Here is a 13343-nt window from a genome sequence, read left to right as displayed (position 1 = left end):
TCTCCTTGGGCCGGCGGGTTAGGCCGGCGGGTTAGGCCGACGGGTTATGCCAATGCGGCGGTGGTGACGTTTTCGAGGACGACGGCGAGGCCCTGGCCGACGCCGATGCAGATCGCGGCGACGCCCCAGCGTTCCCCGGTGGCCAGCAGGGTGCGGGCCAGGGTGCCCAGGATCCGGCCGCCCGAGGCGCCCAGCGGGTGGCCCATCGCGATCGCGCCGCCGTGCCGGTTCACCATGGACGGGTCGATGCCCCAGGCGTTGATGCACGCCAGGGACTGCGCGGCGAACGCCTCGTTCAGTTCGACGGCGCCGACCTCGTCCCAGCCGATCCCGGCCTTCGCGAGGGCCTTGTTCGCGGCCTCAACCGGGGCGTAGCCGAAGAACTGGGGATCGTTCGCGTGCGCGCCGCGCCCCGCGATCCGGGCCAGCGGGTCCATCCCCAGCAGCCCTGCGGCCCTCTCGGATCCCAGCCACGCCGCCGACGCGCCATCGGAGAGCGGCGAGGCGTTCCCGGCGGTGACGGTGCCGTTCACGGTCCGGAACACGGTCTTGAGCCCTGCGAGCTTCTCCGCAGAGGAACCCGCCCGGATGCCTTCGTCGCGGACCAGGTCCGTGCCCGGAACCGGGGTGACCAGGCGGTCATAGAAGCCCTCGTCCCACGCCGCGGCGGCCAGGTTGTGGGAGGCCGCGGAGAACTCGTCCTGCGCCGCGCGGGTGATCCCGTACTTCTCGGCCAGCCGTTCGGTGGCCTCGCCCAGGGAGATGGTCCAGTCCGCCGGCATGGCCTGGTTCACCAGGCGCCAGCCCAGCGTGGTTGAGGCCAGGGTCAGGTCCCCGGCCGGGTAGGGCTTCTCGGTCTTGGGCAGCACCCAAGGAGCGCGGGACATCGACTCGACGCCGCCGACCAGCATGAGCTCGGCGTCACCGGTGTTGATCTGCCGGGAGGCGATGATCGCCGCGTCCAGCGAGGATCCGCACAGCCGGTTGACCGAGGTGCCCGGGATTGAGACCGGCAGCCCCGCCAGCAGGGTGCCCATCCGGGCGACGTTGCGGTTTTCCTCGCCCGCGCCGTTCGCGTTGCCGAACACCACCTCGTCAATCCGCTCGACATCGAGGCCCGGGGTACGCTTCACCGCCTCGCGGATCACGTGCGCGGCAAGATCATCCGGACGCACGGCCGCGAGCCCGCCGCCGAACTTCCCGAACGGCGTCCGCACGGCATCGTAAATAAAGGCCTGGTTCATGATTCGTCGTCCATTTCTGCAGTTTCCATTGCTTCGTTGTCCATGGAATGGAACACCTGCTGGGCGGTCTTGAAGGCGGTGTTGGCGGAGGGGACTCCGCAGTAGATGGCGGTCTGGAGCAGGATTTCCTTGATCTCATCCCGGCTCAGGCCGTTGGTGATGGCGGCGCGGATATGCATGGCCAGTTCTTCCCAGTGCCCGTGCGCCACCATGGCGGTGATGGTGACGGCGGAACGCATCTGCCGGCTGATCCCGGGCCGGGTCCAGATGCCGCCCCAGGCGATCCTGGTGATCATGTCCTGGAAGTCCTCGGTGAAGGAATCCTTGCTGGCGTTGGCACGGTCCACGTGCGCGGCGCCGAGGACTTCACGGCGGACTTTCATGCCGCCGTCGTAGATTTCCTGGCTTGTCGCGCCGGGCTGGACTACGCCGTTTCGCCGGGGTCCGTCGAGCTCGGGGCCGCTCATTCGCCGGCTCCTTGGGTCTCGGTCCAGGTGATGAGGCTCTTGAGTAGATCGGCAACGTGGGCAGGTGCCTCGAACGGGGCCAGGTGTGCCACGCCCTCCAGGCTGACGGCCGTGGCGGTGCCGCCGCCGGCGGTGATGCCCGCGGCCACTTCCTCGGCCATCGAGGGCGGAGCCACGGAGTCCAGGGCGCCGGCAATCACCTGGGTGGGGACGCGGATGGTGCCGAGCTGGTCCCGGACGTCAAAGCCCGCCAGGGCCTCGCAGCAGAAGGCGTAGCTGAAGCGGTCGGCGTCACGGAGGGTGTGCAGGAGCCGGCCGCTGAGCTCCGGCTGACGGTCCATGAACCCCGGGGCGAACCAGCGCTGAGCGGAGCCCTGGATCATCACCGGGGTTCCCTGGGTGCGCACAGTCTCGGCCCGTTCCAGCCAGCCCTCGGGAGTGCCGAGCTTCGCGCCGGAGCACTGCACGGAGAGGCTCTTGAGCCGGTCGCCGTGCTTAATGCCCAGTTGCAGGCCGGTGGCCCCGCCGAGCGACACCCCGGCGTAGTGGAAGCGTGCGCCGGGGGCGATCGAATCGACCAGGCCGATCACGGCGTCGGCCAGTTCAGCGACAGTGAACGTCTCTTGCGCCGCGGGCGAGACGCCGTGGCCGGGCAGGTCCCAGGCCACGACGTCGACGTCGGACCCCAGCAGGGTGCCGGCCTGGCTCCACAGCAGGGAGGACGTTCCGAGCGAGGGCCCCACGATCAGGAGGGGCTTGTCGCCGAGCGCGCGCTGGGGCGAGAGCAGGACTGCTTTGACGGTAGGTCTAGCCACGGGAGGCTCCGTTCTGGAGTTGGTGGGCGGTGGCACGGTCATATTCGGGTGAGGCCGGGCCGGCGGCGTATTCCGGGTACGCAGCGAGGATGCGGCGGGTGATCTCAACGGCCTGGCCGAGGTAGTTGGCCGGGTCCAGGAGCTCCTCAAGCCGGCTGTCCGCGAGCAGTTCCTCAGGGACGGCCGCCCGGAGCAGTTTCCGGTAGATGGCCGCCTGCTCCGAGGCCGGGGCCTGGAGGGTCTGGTCGACGACCTCCTGCAGTAGTTGCTTGCCGGCACGGCCCGGTCCCGCCCCGGCGCTGCGGGCGTCCAGAAGCGGCGCGACGGCGGAGTTGACGGCTTCGGAGAGAAGCAGCGGGCCGGCGAGGTCGAGGTTGCGTCGCATGGAACCGGGGAACACCTGCAGCCCTTCGGCCAGTTCGCGGAGCTGTCCCGCGGCGCCGAGGGCCAGGCGCAGCAGTTGGCGCAGGGCCGCCCATTCGCTGTGCCAGGCTCCGTCGGGTCGCTCGTCGTTGAAATTGGCGGCGGCAAGGTGCAGTTGGGCGCCCAAGGCCGGCGCCTGCAGGGCGGCGCTGCGGATCAGAACGGACAGCACCGGGTTCTGCTTCTGCGGCATGGCCGAGGACACGCCGCGGCCCGCGGCACGCGGTTCGGCGAGCTCGGCCACTTCCGGCCGGCTCAGGAACAGGACGTCGGCGGCAATCTTTCCGGCAGCGTCCGTCACGGTGGCCAGGGCATCGCCGAGCGAGGTCACGGCAACACGGTTGGTGTGCCAGGGCGCCGGAACGGTGGCGAGTCCGAGGCGGGCGGCCAGCCGGTCGGAGAGATCGAAGGGTGACAGCGGCCCGGCGATGAGCCCGGTGCCGGACGTCAGTGCAGCGCCGGACGTCAGTACAGTGCCGGCGGCCAGGGTCCCGGCGGCGCCGCCGGTCTGGACCGGCAGTTCGAGTGCTTCGAGCCGGCGGCCGGCGGCGGCCAGCCCGGCAAACCACTGCGCGGCCCGGAGCCCGAAGCTGAAGGGCAGCGAGTGCTGGGTCAGGCTGCGGCCCACGCAGAGCGTCCGGGCATGGGCTTCGGCCAGGCCGGCGAGGGCCGACGTCGCCGCCGTGAGCTCGGTGAGCAGCTCGCGCACGGCCCTGGTGGCGAGCACCATCAGGGCCGAGTCGAGGACGTCCTGGCTGGTCAGCGACGTGTGGACGGCCCGTACCGCGCCAAGGCCGGCGCCGTCCAGGGCCCTGACCTGTTCACGGAGGTCAGCGAGCAGCGGGATGACCGGGTTTCCCCCGCCCTGAGCGCGCACGGCGATGTCTGCGACGTCGTACCGCTGCACCTGCGCGGCCGTGGCCACCACCGCTGCGGACCCGGCCGGGGCGAGGCCCGCCTCATCCAGGACCGCCGCCCAGGCCGCCTCGACCTCCAGGATGGCGGCGAGCACTGCACGGTCCCCGGTCAGCGCCGTCACCAGGGGCGACGCCGACACGGGGTTCAGCAGGCCAAAGTCGCCGTGCAGGCCGGCGCCGCCGCCGGTCTCGAAGGAGGTCACTTCGAGGCACCCTCGACGTCGCTGAAATCCAGGAACACGGTCTCGCCGTCGCCTTGGAGGCGGATGTCCCAGGTCAGGCCGCCGTCGGGATCCCGGCGCGCGATCAGGGTCTCGCGGCGGTCCGGGTCAAGCGAACTGAGCAGCGGATCCTTGGCCAGGGCTTCCTCGTCTTCCGGCAGGTAGACGCGGGTGAAAAGGCGGTTAATCAGGCCCCGGGCAAAGACTGCGACGGCGATGAACGGCGCCGCGCCCTCCTCGGTGGGGCCGGGGTTCACCGTGGTGAAGGTGAAGGCGCCGGTGTTGCCGACAGCGCTGCGGCCGAAGCCGGTGAAGGTGTAGCCGTCCCGGACCAGGGAGCCAGTGCGGTGCGGGACCCTGCCGTCCGCGTCGGCCTGCCAGATCTCCAGGATCGCGTCCGGGATCGGGTGCCCGGCGCCGTCATAGACGGTGCCCTGGAGCCGGATGGAACCCGGGGATCCGGGAGCCAGGAGCTCGCGGTCCTTGGCGAAGGGCAGGGCGTAGCCATAGAACGGCCCCACGGTCTGGCCCGGTGTCGGGGTGAGTTTACCCACGGCGTTGCTATTCATCCTCATCGCCTCCTGCGCCCAATGCCTCGTTTTCGGTCCAGGTCCGCTTGGACCCGGTCAGGACGATGTCCCAGTTGTACGCCAGAGCCCATTCAGGCTTGGTCTGCTCGTGGTTGTAGGTGGCCACGAGCCGGTCGCGGGCATCCTGGTCCACGATCGACTGGTAGATCGGGTCCAGCGGGAACAGTTGGTCACCGGGGAAGTACATCTGGGTGACGATCCGCTGGGTGAACTCCTGCCCGAACAGGGAGAAGTGGATGTGGGCCGGCCGCCAGGCATTGAGGTGGTTCTTCCACGGGTAGGCGCCGGGCTTGATGGTGGTGAAGCTGTAGGAGCCGTCCGCGCCCGTGATGCAGCGGCCGACGCCGGTGAAGTTGGGATCCAGCGGTGCAGGGTGCTGGTCACGCTTGTGGATGTAGCGCCCGGCGGAGTTCGCCTGCCAGATTTCGACAAGCTGGCCGGCGACGGGGCGTCCGTCGCCGTCGAGCACCCGGCCGGAGACCACGATGCGTTCGCCGAGCGGCTCGCCGTTGTGCGCGATGGTCAGGTCTGCTTCCAGCGCGTGCACGTCCATGTGCCCGAACGCCGGCGAGTACAGTTCGATGGTTTCCGGATCCGCGTGGTGCAGATCCTTGGTGGGGTGGCGCAGGACGCTGCTGCGGTACGGCGCGTAGTCGAGCCGCGGCTGGGTTTCGGCCGGGGCTCCGCCTTTGAGGGCCTGCGCGTACGCTTCGCCGATCGCCTTCATCTCGGCGCTGAGGTCCGCCTGCGGCTCTGCGGCGGCATCGAGCGGCGCGTACGTCTTTGGTGCGGCCTCCATGGCTTCGTCGGACACGTCTTCGGTGATCGGGTCGGCGTTGAAGATCTCGAGGTTCAATTCTTCAGGCACAGCAACCTCCTTTCCTGGGTGTGATTGTTGGTCGGGTGGGGATCAGGAACTGCGTGTCAGCTGGTGCAGGTGGTCGTACTGGACGGCGTGCCGCACGGGTGCGTTCGGAGCGCCGTAGCCGTCGTAGGCGCCGCGGCGTTCCACCATTTCGAAAAACACGCTGCCTACGGTGGCCGTGTAGAAATGCAGGAATTCGCCGTCGGCATCACGGTCATAGAGCAGGTTGAGCTCGCGGAGCGTGGCCAGGAAGTCCGGGTCCAGGGCGAACCGGGCGTCGAGGTCCTCGTAGTAGTTCGCCGGAATCTGCAGGAAGTCCAGGCCGCGGTCCCGGGCGGCGCGGGCGGTGGCCACGAGGTCAGTCACGGCGAAGGCCACGTGCTCCTGGTAGGTGCGGCGGTGGCCGGTCCCGGACTCGCCGGGTTCTTTTGTTCCGGCGGCCTCCTGCTGCAGCAGCGGTGCCAGGTTCAGCACCAGGCGGACGCCCCGGTCCTCGGTGAGCATCACCTGGGAGCGGACCAGCCCGGTGGGGCTCGCCACCTCGGCATACGGCTGCGGTTCCAGCGCGAGGGCGCTCGTGTAGAACAGCACGGCCTCGTCGAAGTGCTGCCACGGCTGGGCGAGGTTCACGTGGTCAATCACGGCACCGGCTGCGGGGCCCGCGGCGGGAGCGGTTCCGCCGGCTGCAACAACGGGAGGCCGTGCGTTGCCGGGTTCATGAGGCTCCCCGAATTCGCCGACCCAGGCTGCCGCGCCGTCCGGGCTGCCCTGGCAGAGGAAGATCTCGGTGGAGTCCGGCGCTGCGAAACCCTGGAAGACTTCCTCGTTGGCCTGGCTCTTGCGCGGCACCGCGGGGGCCTTGAGCTGCTGGGCGCGGGCGGCGGCGATGACGGGAGAGTCGACGTCGAACCCCACGGCCGAAATAGCAGTGGAAATGGCAGCGGCGGCGGCCGCGTGCTGACCGGCGGCGGGTTCTTCGTTGATGATCAAGCGGGCGCGGCCCATGGTCCACAATTGCACGTTCTTGGTGCGATGGCGCCCGTTGAACGCAAATCCCAGCTGGCTGAGCAGCGTTTCCAGGCCGGCGGTGTCCCCGGCCCGGACTTCGGCGAAGTTGAAGCCGGCGGGCTCGGCCACCCGGGGAAGCGTGGCAAGCTCCATCGGGTAACGGCGCCGGGCCGCAGTGCCGGCCGCACCGCTTTCAGCCGCGGCCGGGTTGGCCTCGAGCCATCGGGCGCTCTGCTCTTCGAGCCAGATCAGCGACCGCATGGCATCGATAGCCGTGCGTTCGACGTCGGACTGGCGGAACACGTCGTTGAACACTTCCAGCGATACCGGTCCGGTATAGCCGGCGCGGACCACGTGGCCCATGAACTTGGGAAGGTCGAACTGGCCCTCGCCCGGGAACACCCGGTAGTGCCGGCTCCAGGACAGCACGTCCATCGTCAGCTTGGGGGCATCGGCCACCTGGACGAAGAAGATTTTCGCCGGGTTGAAAGCCTCAATCGGCGCGGTGTCCCAGCCGCGGGAGAGGATATGGAAGGAGTCCAGGCAGGTGCCCAGATGGGGGTGGTCCACCATGTCAACCAGCCGGTGGGCGTGCTCGTAGTCGCTGACGTATTTGCCCCAGGCCAGGGCCTCGTAGGCGACCTTGACACCGTGTTCGCCCGCGAGGTCCGCGAGCCGGGAGAGCTGGGCGGCCCGGAGTTCGTCGTCGTCGATCGTGGCCGTGCCCACGTTGGAGCACAGCAGCATGGTGTCCATGCCCAGCCGGGACATGAGCCGGAACTTGGCGTCCGCGCGGCGCAGATTGGCGGCGAGCAAGTCCTCGGGAACGCTGTCGAAGTCGCGGAACGGCTGGTAGAGGTCCAGCGTGAGTCCGAGGTCGGCGGCCAGCTTCCGGACATCCTCCGGGCTCAGCGATGACGTGACGAGGTCCTGTTCGAAGATTTCAATGCCGTCAAAGCCGGCAACCGCACAGGCCTGCATTTTTTCCCGCAGGGTGCCGGAGAGGCAGACGGTCGCGATTCCGGTGCGCATCAGGCTGCCACCTCTTCCGCGGCCACGAGTTCCAGGAAGTGGGAGCGCATGCGGTCCGCGTCGGGCTCCCGCCCGGTGAAGATCCGGAACGCGTCCGCGGCCTGCCCCACCGCCATCCGGCCGCCGTCAAGGACGTCGCAGCCCTTGGCCCGGGCCGCGCGGACGAGCTCGGTTTCGATCGGCCGGTACACGATGTCGGCCACCCAGTGCCGGGACTCCACGAGGGACATGTCCAGCGGAACACCCGGATGGGCGGCCATGCCCACCGGGGTGCAGTGCACCAGGCCGTCGGCCCGGGGCATGAGCTGCGGCAGCTCCGCCGTCGTGCGGGCCGTGACCGTCCGGTCCGGGAAGAACCCGGCGAGCTCGGCAGCCCGGGCGGCGCAGCGCGCCGCATCCGTGTCCACGAGGTCCAGTTCCCGGACACCCGCCGTGAGCAGGGCGTAGGCGACGGCGGATCCCGCGCCGCCGGCTCCCAGCTGGACCACACGGTCCAGGGCGGCCCCGGGGAGGCCGGAGGCCAGGGCCGCCGCGAAGCCGGAAAAGTCGGTGTTATGCCCGATGAAGCGGCCGTCCCGGATGACCACGGTGTTGACGGCGCCGAGTCGCCGGGCGTCGGCGGAGACCTCGTCAAGGTAGTCGAGCACGAGCTGCTTGCAGGGGTGGGTGATGTTCAGTCCGTTGAACCCGAGGCTCCGGGCACCGGACAGCAGCTCCCCCACGGCCTGACCGGGCAGGCCAAGTTCGATCAGGTCGATGGGGCGGTAGAGGTACCGGAGGCCCTGGACGTCACCTTCGCGTTCATGCATGTAGGGCGTGAGGGACGGCATGACACCGTCTCCCACGAGTCCCACGAGGAAGGATTCTGCTCGATTGCTCATCCGGTTAGCTCCTTTGACAACTGCACTCGGCGAGCCGTGGCGCTTGAGGCGTCCGCGGCGGGCCGGGTGATGGGGATTACACTACAGACTTTGTTCACATGTTGCACACTTGTTCGAATGACGAACATATTATTACGACGGCGCCTGCCATCCCGAGGCACCCCCGGGCGGCGGGCGGAGCACGTCACCGCTGGGGCAGCCGGGCCGAGAGCTCAGCTGCGGCCGACTGGAGCAGGGGCACACAGGCCACCAGGTCCTCCATGCTGAGCCGGAACACCGGCACGGCCGTGGCGAGGGAGGCAAACGCGTGACCTTGGGCGTTGAACACCGGAACCGCGACGGCGCGCATGCCGGCCTCGTTTTCCTCGTCCATCGTGGCGTAGCCACGGCGGCGGACCAGTTCGATCTCCGCCCGGAACGCGTCGCGATCGGTAATGGAATGCTCTGTCAGCGGATCGAGGGGCAGTTCATCGAGAAGCTGGGCGCGGGTGGCGTCATCGGCGAACGCCACCAGCGCCTTGCCCACCGAGGTGGTGTGCAGCGCCCCCAGATGGCCGGGATCGCTGGTGACGCGGAAGGTTCGCGGGCCATCCACCTTATTCACCGTCAGATGGTGGATGCCGTCACGCACGGAAAGAATGGTGGCCTCGCCCGTTTCCTCGGTCACCCGGCGCAGGATGGGAAGTGCCGTGCCCGCAAAGCCGTGATGATTGGAAACCCGCTGGCCAAGCTGGAAGACGCGCAGGCCCAGGTGGTAGCGGCGCCCGTCGGACTCGTAGTCCACGAAGCCGTCCCGCGTCAGCGAGCCGAGCAGGCGGTACGTGGTGCTGAACGGCAGATCGGCCCGGCGGGAGATCTCGGCGGCGCTGGCGCCGCGCGGCTCGTCGCCCAGGAGAACCAGCAGGCCCAGGGCCTTCCCCACCATGTCCGTCCGCGAGTCCTCCTTGGCGGCCTTGGCAGGCCTCACAAGGGCCTCCCCCGGGGCGGCGGAGACGGCGGACTCTTCTGTGCCTTGATTCACACTCATACAACGATGCTCCCACATAGTGAGAACTATTTCTAGATGGTGATTATTTTTCTTGACAGGTGACTACGCTCACAGTCATGATTGCTACATCGCACAAGTAGCTTCCACCATGTGGCTACTAGTCCGGGTCTTTCCACGGACCTCCGGCTGCACCAAACTTAAGCAAGCGGCAGTCGAGACATTCCTGATCCATCCGCGACAACGTCGTCACACAAAAGGAACACCATGAGCCAGACTCTCCCGTCCGCGACGGGCACCACCACGGGAGGGACGCCGAAGAAGGCGGCCCTTGCCAGCTTCCTGGGCAGCGCCGTCGAGTACTACGACTTCTTCATCTTCGGTTCGGCAGCGGCACTGATCTTCCCGCATGTTTTCTTCCCCGACGCCGACACCAACGCGGCGATCATGTCGTTCGCCACTTTCGGCTTCGCCTACATTGCCCGCCCGATCGGCGCCGTCGTCCTGGGCCACTTCGGCGACAGGATCGGCCGCCGGAAGGTCCTCATGTTCACGCTCCTGCTGATGGGGGCCTCCACCTTCGTCATCGGCTGCCTTCCGGACTTCAAGACGGTGGGCTGGTGGGCCCCTGTCCTGCTGGTGCTGGCACGTCTCTGCCAGGGCTTCTCCGCGGCCGGTGAGCAGGCCGGTGCGTCTTCGATGACGCTGGAGCACGCCCCGGACAACCGTCGCTCGTTCTTCACCTCCTGGACGCTCACGGGCACCCAGGGCGGCCAGATCCTCGCTGCCCTCGTCTTCATCCCCGTCCTGGCGCTGCCCGATGACATCAAGTACAGCATCGGCTGGCGCATCCCGTTCTGGCTCAGCGCCGTGGTTGTGCTGGTCGCGTTCTTCATCCGCCGCACCCTGCACGAACCGCCGGCATTCGAGGAAGCCCGGAAGACCGCGCAGATCTCCAAGCTCCCGGTGGCCGACCTCCTCAAGGGCCACTGGCGCGATGTCCTCCGCGTCATCGCCTGCGCCTTCATCGCCGCCGTGTCCACGGTCTTCGGGACCCTGGCCATCAGCTACGCCAAGAACGTTGCCGGCGTGGACGGCACCACCACGCTCTGGCTCGTCGTCGGCGCCAACTTCATGGCCCTGGGCACCCAGCCGCTCTTCGGCATGCTCGCCGACAAGATAGGCCGGAAGCCGGTCTTCATCTACGGCGCACTGTCCAGCGCAGCCCTGACCCCGGTCTTCCTGCTGAGCCTCGAGTCCGGCAACGTCCCGCTCATGTTCCTTACGGCAATCGCGTTCTTCTCCTTCGGCTACGCTGCCGCCAACGCGGTCTGGCCCTCCTTCTACGCCGAGATGTTCAGCACCAACGTCCGCTTCTCCGGCCTCGCCATCGGCACCCAGCTGGGCTTCCTCATGGCGGGTTTCGCCCCCGCGATCGTGGCGGCCATGGGCGGCATCCAGCCCGGCGGCTGGGTCCAGATCAGCATCTTCACCGCAGTCATCTGCCTGATCGCCACCATTGCGGCCCTGACGGCCAAGGAAACCTTCAAGGTGCCCACCAAGCAGCTCGGCGTCAAGTAGTCCGGCCGCGGCGCTCCTGACCGGCACCGCGCTCAACCGGAAGTTCCGCACCTACGACGGCGGCCCGTCCCTTCGGGGGCGGGCCGCCGTCGCGCGTGCAGGCGGTCAAAGAACGTGCCCAGGCGGCCATCGGAGCAAGAATCGGACCGGAGCCGGGGCCGGAAATCGGGCCGCCGCCGAAAACTAACCGTCCCCTTACCGCACTGAAACGCGGACGCAACATTGGCGCAGGACACTGGAAGGGCCGGCAAGAGCAGGCACCAACTCCAGTCCAGGAGGCCCCGTCATGTTGAAGGAAGCGAAAGCCCATGTAACCCGTATCCGTGCCCTCGACCAGCTGCACCGCGGCGACGAGATCGAGGCCCGTTTGCGCGTCGGCCCGAACTACGACGATGTCGTGATCCGCCGCGGCCGCGTCCAGGAGACGGCGCCCGGAATCGGCGTCGTCTGGATCATGGACCGCCATTCCGGCATGCGGAAGGCCATCAACGCGGACGAATGCACCGTCTGGCGGGTCGCCTGAAGCGTCAGCCTCCCGCCACGGACTGGATGATCAGGACTTCCTGGCCCGGTGCCACCGTCGTCACCAAGCCCTGCAGCCGCCGGATCTCATTCCCGTTGACGTATATATTCACGTAACGGCGAACGGTTCCGGTTTCATCCCGCAACCGCCGCGACAGCGCCGGATAATCCCCGGTCACCGTATCGAGCACCCACTCCACCGTCACCGCTTCCTCCGCGGGCGCAGTCAGGATGGACTGCCCGCCGGCCAGCGGTTGGAGGACGCTCGGCAGGACCACACTGATCGCGGAATCCGCCGGCACGGGCACGCCGTTAGTCACGACGCCGTTCATGCGTTTCCAGCCCTTCACGGCTGCACTGGCTCACAGCTGCATCGGGAGCAGGGCAGCGGAAACCGTGGCAGCCCGCACGCACAGCACGTCCGGCAGGTGCGAGGCCACTTCGCTGAAGTGCTCCCCCTCGTCGGCACTGGCATAGACGCTGCCGCCCCGCGTTCCGAAGTAGACGCCGGCGGGCTCGGCCTCGTCGACGCACGCAGCATCGCGCAGCACGGCGTTGTACTCGGGGTCCGGCAGACCGGAGTCGAGCCGCTTCCAGCTGGCACCGGCGTCGTCCGTCCGGTGCACCGCCAGCTTGCCGTCCGGCGGAATCCGCTCGCCGTCGGCCTTCAGCGGGATCACCCAGGCCGTACCGGCCCGGCGCGGGTGCGTCAGCATCACAAAGCCGAAGTCCGCCGGGAGCCCTTCGGCGATCGATTCCCACGATTCGGCGTCGTCGTCGCTGCGGTACACGCCGTGGTGGTTCTGCGCATACAGGCGGCCGTCGACGGCGGCGTCCGCCGCGATCTTGTGGACGCACTGGCCGAATTCCGGGTTGGGGTCCGGCATGAAGTAGGCGGAAATCCCCCTGTTGCGGGGTTCCCAGGAAGCTCCGCCGTCGAGCGAGCGGTAGACCCCGCCTGTGCTCATGGCGACGTGAACTTTCTCGCCCGTGGGGTCAACGACGATCGAGTGGGCCGCGGCGCCGCCATAGCCGGCACCCCATTCGCTGCGGTGCGGATGATCCCAGAGGCCGCGGTTGAGCTCGAAGTGCTCGCCGCCATCGGTCGATTTCCAGACGGAGATCGGCTCGCACCCTGCCCAGACGACGCCGGGCCGGGACTCGGCATCGGGGTGGATCTGCCAGATTCGCTCCAAGGCGGCGTCCGTGCCGTCGGGGAACGTGATGGCGCCGTTTTCGGGCTCCTCCCACGTCCCGCCCAGGTCATCCGAGTGAAAGACGGTGGGACCCCAGTGCTCGGAGCGGACCCCCACCAGGATCCGGGTCCGCCCGCCGCGGCTGTCGATGCCGATGCTGGGCACTTCACTCATCAGAAAATGCGGCCCGGACAGGGACCATTCCCTCCGGTCCGGGCTGGTCGCCAGCCACAGACCCTTCTTGGTGCCGATCGCCAGGATATAACTCTCTGCAGTAGCCATGCCCCCCATGCAACCACCCGCACCGGAAGGCCGCAACGGTTTTCTTGCGATGCCGCCGTGGTCCCGGGACGGTGCGCCGGCGTGCCGGGCCCCGCCGTCAGTCGACGAACTCCGACTGCGTCTCGATAAAGTCCCAGTCCGCGTCCGTCAATGATCCGGCGCCGCCGGCGTCGAAGATCCCCCGCTTGACGGTCTCGGGCAGCTCGATGGTCCGGAGGTTTTCCCGGAGCCATTCCTTACTCGCCAAATCCAGATCCAGCCACCACATATAGATCTCCACGGCAGCCACCTCCTCCTGTGTTCTTCAACCGTAG

Annotated in this window: 14 protein-coding genes; 2 read left to right on the top strand and 12 right to left on the bottom strand. The window is 68.4% G+C overall.

What is annotated here, in order from left to right:
• Nucleotides 1–44: 44 nt before the first annotated feature.
• The 9 genes from ACVWZ7_RS11725 to ACVWZ7_RS11685 all read right to left on the bottom strand — a co-directional run bounded on the left by ACVWZ7_RS11725 (nt 45) and on the right by ACVWZ7_RS11685 (nt 9490).
• The gene (locus tag ACVWZ7_RS11725; protein WP_456507935.1) at nt 45–1244 is read right to left on the bottom strand and encodes a thiolase family protein; all 1200 of its coding nucleotides are present in this window, start codon (nt 1242–1244) and stop codon (nt 45–47) included.
• A complete protein-coding gene (gene pcaC / locus ACVWZ7_RS11720) occupies nt 1241–1711 on the bottom strand; it encodes a 4-carboxymuconolactone decarboxylase (protein ID WP_344364820.1) in 471 nt (156 codons plus the stop codon). The genes ACVWZ7_RS11725 and pcaC overlap by 4 nt, the downstream gene beginning before the upstream one ends.
• The gene (locus ACVWZ7_RS11715; RefSeq protein ID WP_456507934.1) at nt 1708–2526 is read right to left on the bottom strand and encodes an alpha/beta fold hydrolase; all 819 of its coding nucleotides are present in this window, start codon (nt 2524–2526) and stop codon (nt 1708–1710) included. The genes pcaC and ACVWZ7_RS11715 overlap by 4 nt, the downstream gene beginning before the upstream one ends.
• Nucleotides 2519–4069 (bottom strand): lyase family protein, encoded by a 1551-nt coding sequence (locus ACVWZ7_RS11710; RefSeq protein WP_456507933.1) that lies wholly within the window; start codon nt 4067–4069, stop codon nt 2519–2521. The genes ACVWZ7_RS11715 and ACVWZ7_RS11710 overlap by 8 nt, the downstream gene beginning before the upstream one ends.
• On the bottom strand, nt 4066–4656 hold the full coding sequence (gene pcaG, locus ACVWZ7_RS11705) for a protocatechuate 3,4-dioxygenase subunit alpha (RefSeq protein ID WP_456507932.1): 591 nt from the start codon (nt 4654–4656) through the stop codon (nt 4066–4068). Before pcaG ends, ACVWZ7_RS11710 begins: the two co-directional genes overlap by 4 nt.
• Entirely contained in the window at nt 4649–5545 is an 897-nt protein-coding gene (gene pcaH, locus ACVWZ7_RS11700; RefSeq protein WP_456507931.1) for a protocatechuate 3,4-dioxygenase subunit beta, read from the bottom strand. The genes pcaG and pcaH overlap by 8 nt, the downstream gene beginning before the upstream one ends.
• A gap of 42 nt (nt 5546–5587) precedes the next feature.
• A complete protein-coding gene (locus ACVWZ7_RS11695; protein WP_456507930.1) occupies nt 5588–7582 on the bottom strand; it encodes a TIM barrel protein in 1995 nt (664 codons plus the stop codon).
• The gene (locus tag ACVWZ7_RS11690; RefSeq protein WP_344364833.1) at nt 7582–8463 is read right to left on the bottom strand and encodes a shikimate dehydrogenase; all 882 of its coding nucleotides are present in this window, start codon (nt 8461–8463) and stop codon (nt 7582–7584) included. The genes ACVWZ7_RS11695 and ACVWZ7_RS11690 overlap by 1 nt, the downstream gene beginning before the upstream one ends.
• A 184-nt stretch (nt 8464–8647) precedes the next feature.
• A complete protein-coding gene (locus tag ACVWZ7_RS11685; protein ID WP_456507929.1) occupies nt 8648–9490 on the bottom strand; it encodes an IclR family transcriptional regulator in 843 nt (280 codons plus the stop codon).
• A 225-nt stretch (nt 9491–9715) separates the two neighbouring features.
• On the opposite strand from ACVWZ7_RS11685, the gene ACVWZ7_RS11680 reads away from it, so the two are divergent.
• Both ACVWZ7_RS11680 and ACVWZ7_RS11675 read left to right on the top strand, forming a co-directional pair.
• Nucleotides 9716–11029 carry an MFS transporter gene (locus ACVWZ7_RS11680; protein WP_116766756.1) on the top strand — a complete coding sequence of 438 codons (1314 nt, stop codon included), beginning with the start codon at nt 9716–9718 and terminating at the stop codon, nt 11027–11029.
• 286 nt (nt 11030–11315) lie between these two features.
• Nucleotides 11316–11552: a hypothetical protein gene (locus tag ACVWZ7_RS11675; protein WP_116766757.1), complete on the top strand. Its 237-nt coding sequence runs from the start codon at nt 11316–11318 to the stop codon at nt 11550–11552.
• A gap of 4 nt (nt 11553–11556) precedes the next feature.
• On the opposite strand, the gene ACVWZ7_RS11670 is transcribed toward ACVWZ7_RS11675, so the two are convergent.
• The 3 genes from ACVWZ7_RS11670 to ACVWZ7_RS11660 form a co-directional block, all read right to left on the bottom strand.
• Nucleotides 11557–11883, bottom strand: coding sequence for a MoaD/ThiS family protein (locus ACVWZ7_RS11670; protein WP_344365300.1), 327 nt, complete (start codon nt 11881–11883; stop codon nt 11557–11559).
• 30 nt (nt 11884–11913) lie between these two features.
• The gene (locus ACVWZ7_RS11665; protein ID WP_344364840.1) at nt 11914–13038 is read right to left on the bottom strand and encodes a WD40/YVTN/BNR-like repeat-containing protein; all 1125 of its coding nucleotides are present in this window, start codon (nt 13036–13038) and stop codon (nt 11914–11916) included.
• 88 nt (nt 13039–13126) lie between these two features.
• The gene (locus tag ACVWZ7_RS11660; protein ID WP_091248826.1) at nt 13127–13309 is read right to left on the bottom strand and encodes a hypothetical protein; all 183 of its coding nucleotides are present in this window, start codon (nt 13307–13309) and stop codon (nt 13127–13129) included.
• Nucleotides 13310–13343 lie beyond the last annotated feature (34 nt).

The sequence above is a fragment of the Arthrobacter sp. TE12232 genome (genome assembly GCF_054062615.1).
This window is presented reverse-complemented; position numbering and strand designations above follow the sequence as displayed.

Excerpts from the sequence above, each read along its gene's own strand:
- ACVWZ7_RS11670 (WP_344365300.1), bottom strand. The coding sequence starts at position 11,883 with ATGAACGGCGTCGTGACTAACGGCGTGCCCGTGCCGGCGGATTCCGCG.
- pcaG (WP_456507932.1), bottom strand. The coding sequence starts at position 4,656 with ATGAATAGCAACGCCGTGGGTAAACTCACCCCGACACCGGGCCAGACC.
- ACVWZ7_RS11690 (WP_344364833.1), bottom strand. The coding sequence starts at position 8,463 with ATGAGCAATCGAGCAGAATCCTTCCTCGTGGGACTCGTGGGAGACGGT.
- pcaC (WP_344364820.1), bottom strand. The coding sequence starts at position 1,711 with ATGAGCGGCCCCGAGCTCGACGGACCCCGGCGAAACGGCGTAGTCCAG.
- ACVWZ7_RS11675 (WP_116766757.1), top strand. The coding sequence starts at position 11,316 with ATGTTGAAGGAAGCGAAAGCCCATGTAACCCGTATCCGTGCCCTCGAC.
- ACVWZ7_RS11680 (WP_116766756.1), top strand. The coding sequence starts at position 9,716 with ATGAGCCAGACTCTCCCGTCCGCGACGGGCACCACCACGGGAGGGACG.
- ACVWZ7_RS11685 (WP_456507929.1), bottom strand. The coding sequence starts at position 9,490 with ATGAGTGTGAATCAAGGCACAGAAGAGTCCGCCGTCTCCGCCGCCCCG.
- ACVWZ7_RS11665 (WP_344364840.1), bottom strand. The coding sequence starts at position 13,038 with ATGGGGGGCATGGCTACTGCAGAGAGTTATATCCTGGCGATCGGCACC.
- ACVWZ7_RS11725 (WP_456507935.1), bottom strand. The coding sequence starts at position 1,244 with ATGAACCAGGCCTTTATTTACGATGCCGTGCGGACGCCGTTCGGGAAG.
- ACVWZ7_RS11695 (WP_456507930.1), bottom strand. The coding sequence starts at position 7,582 with ATGCGCACCGGAATCGCGACCGTCTGCCTCTCCGGCACCCTGCGGGAA.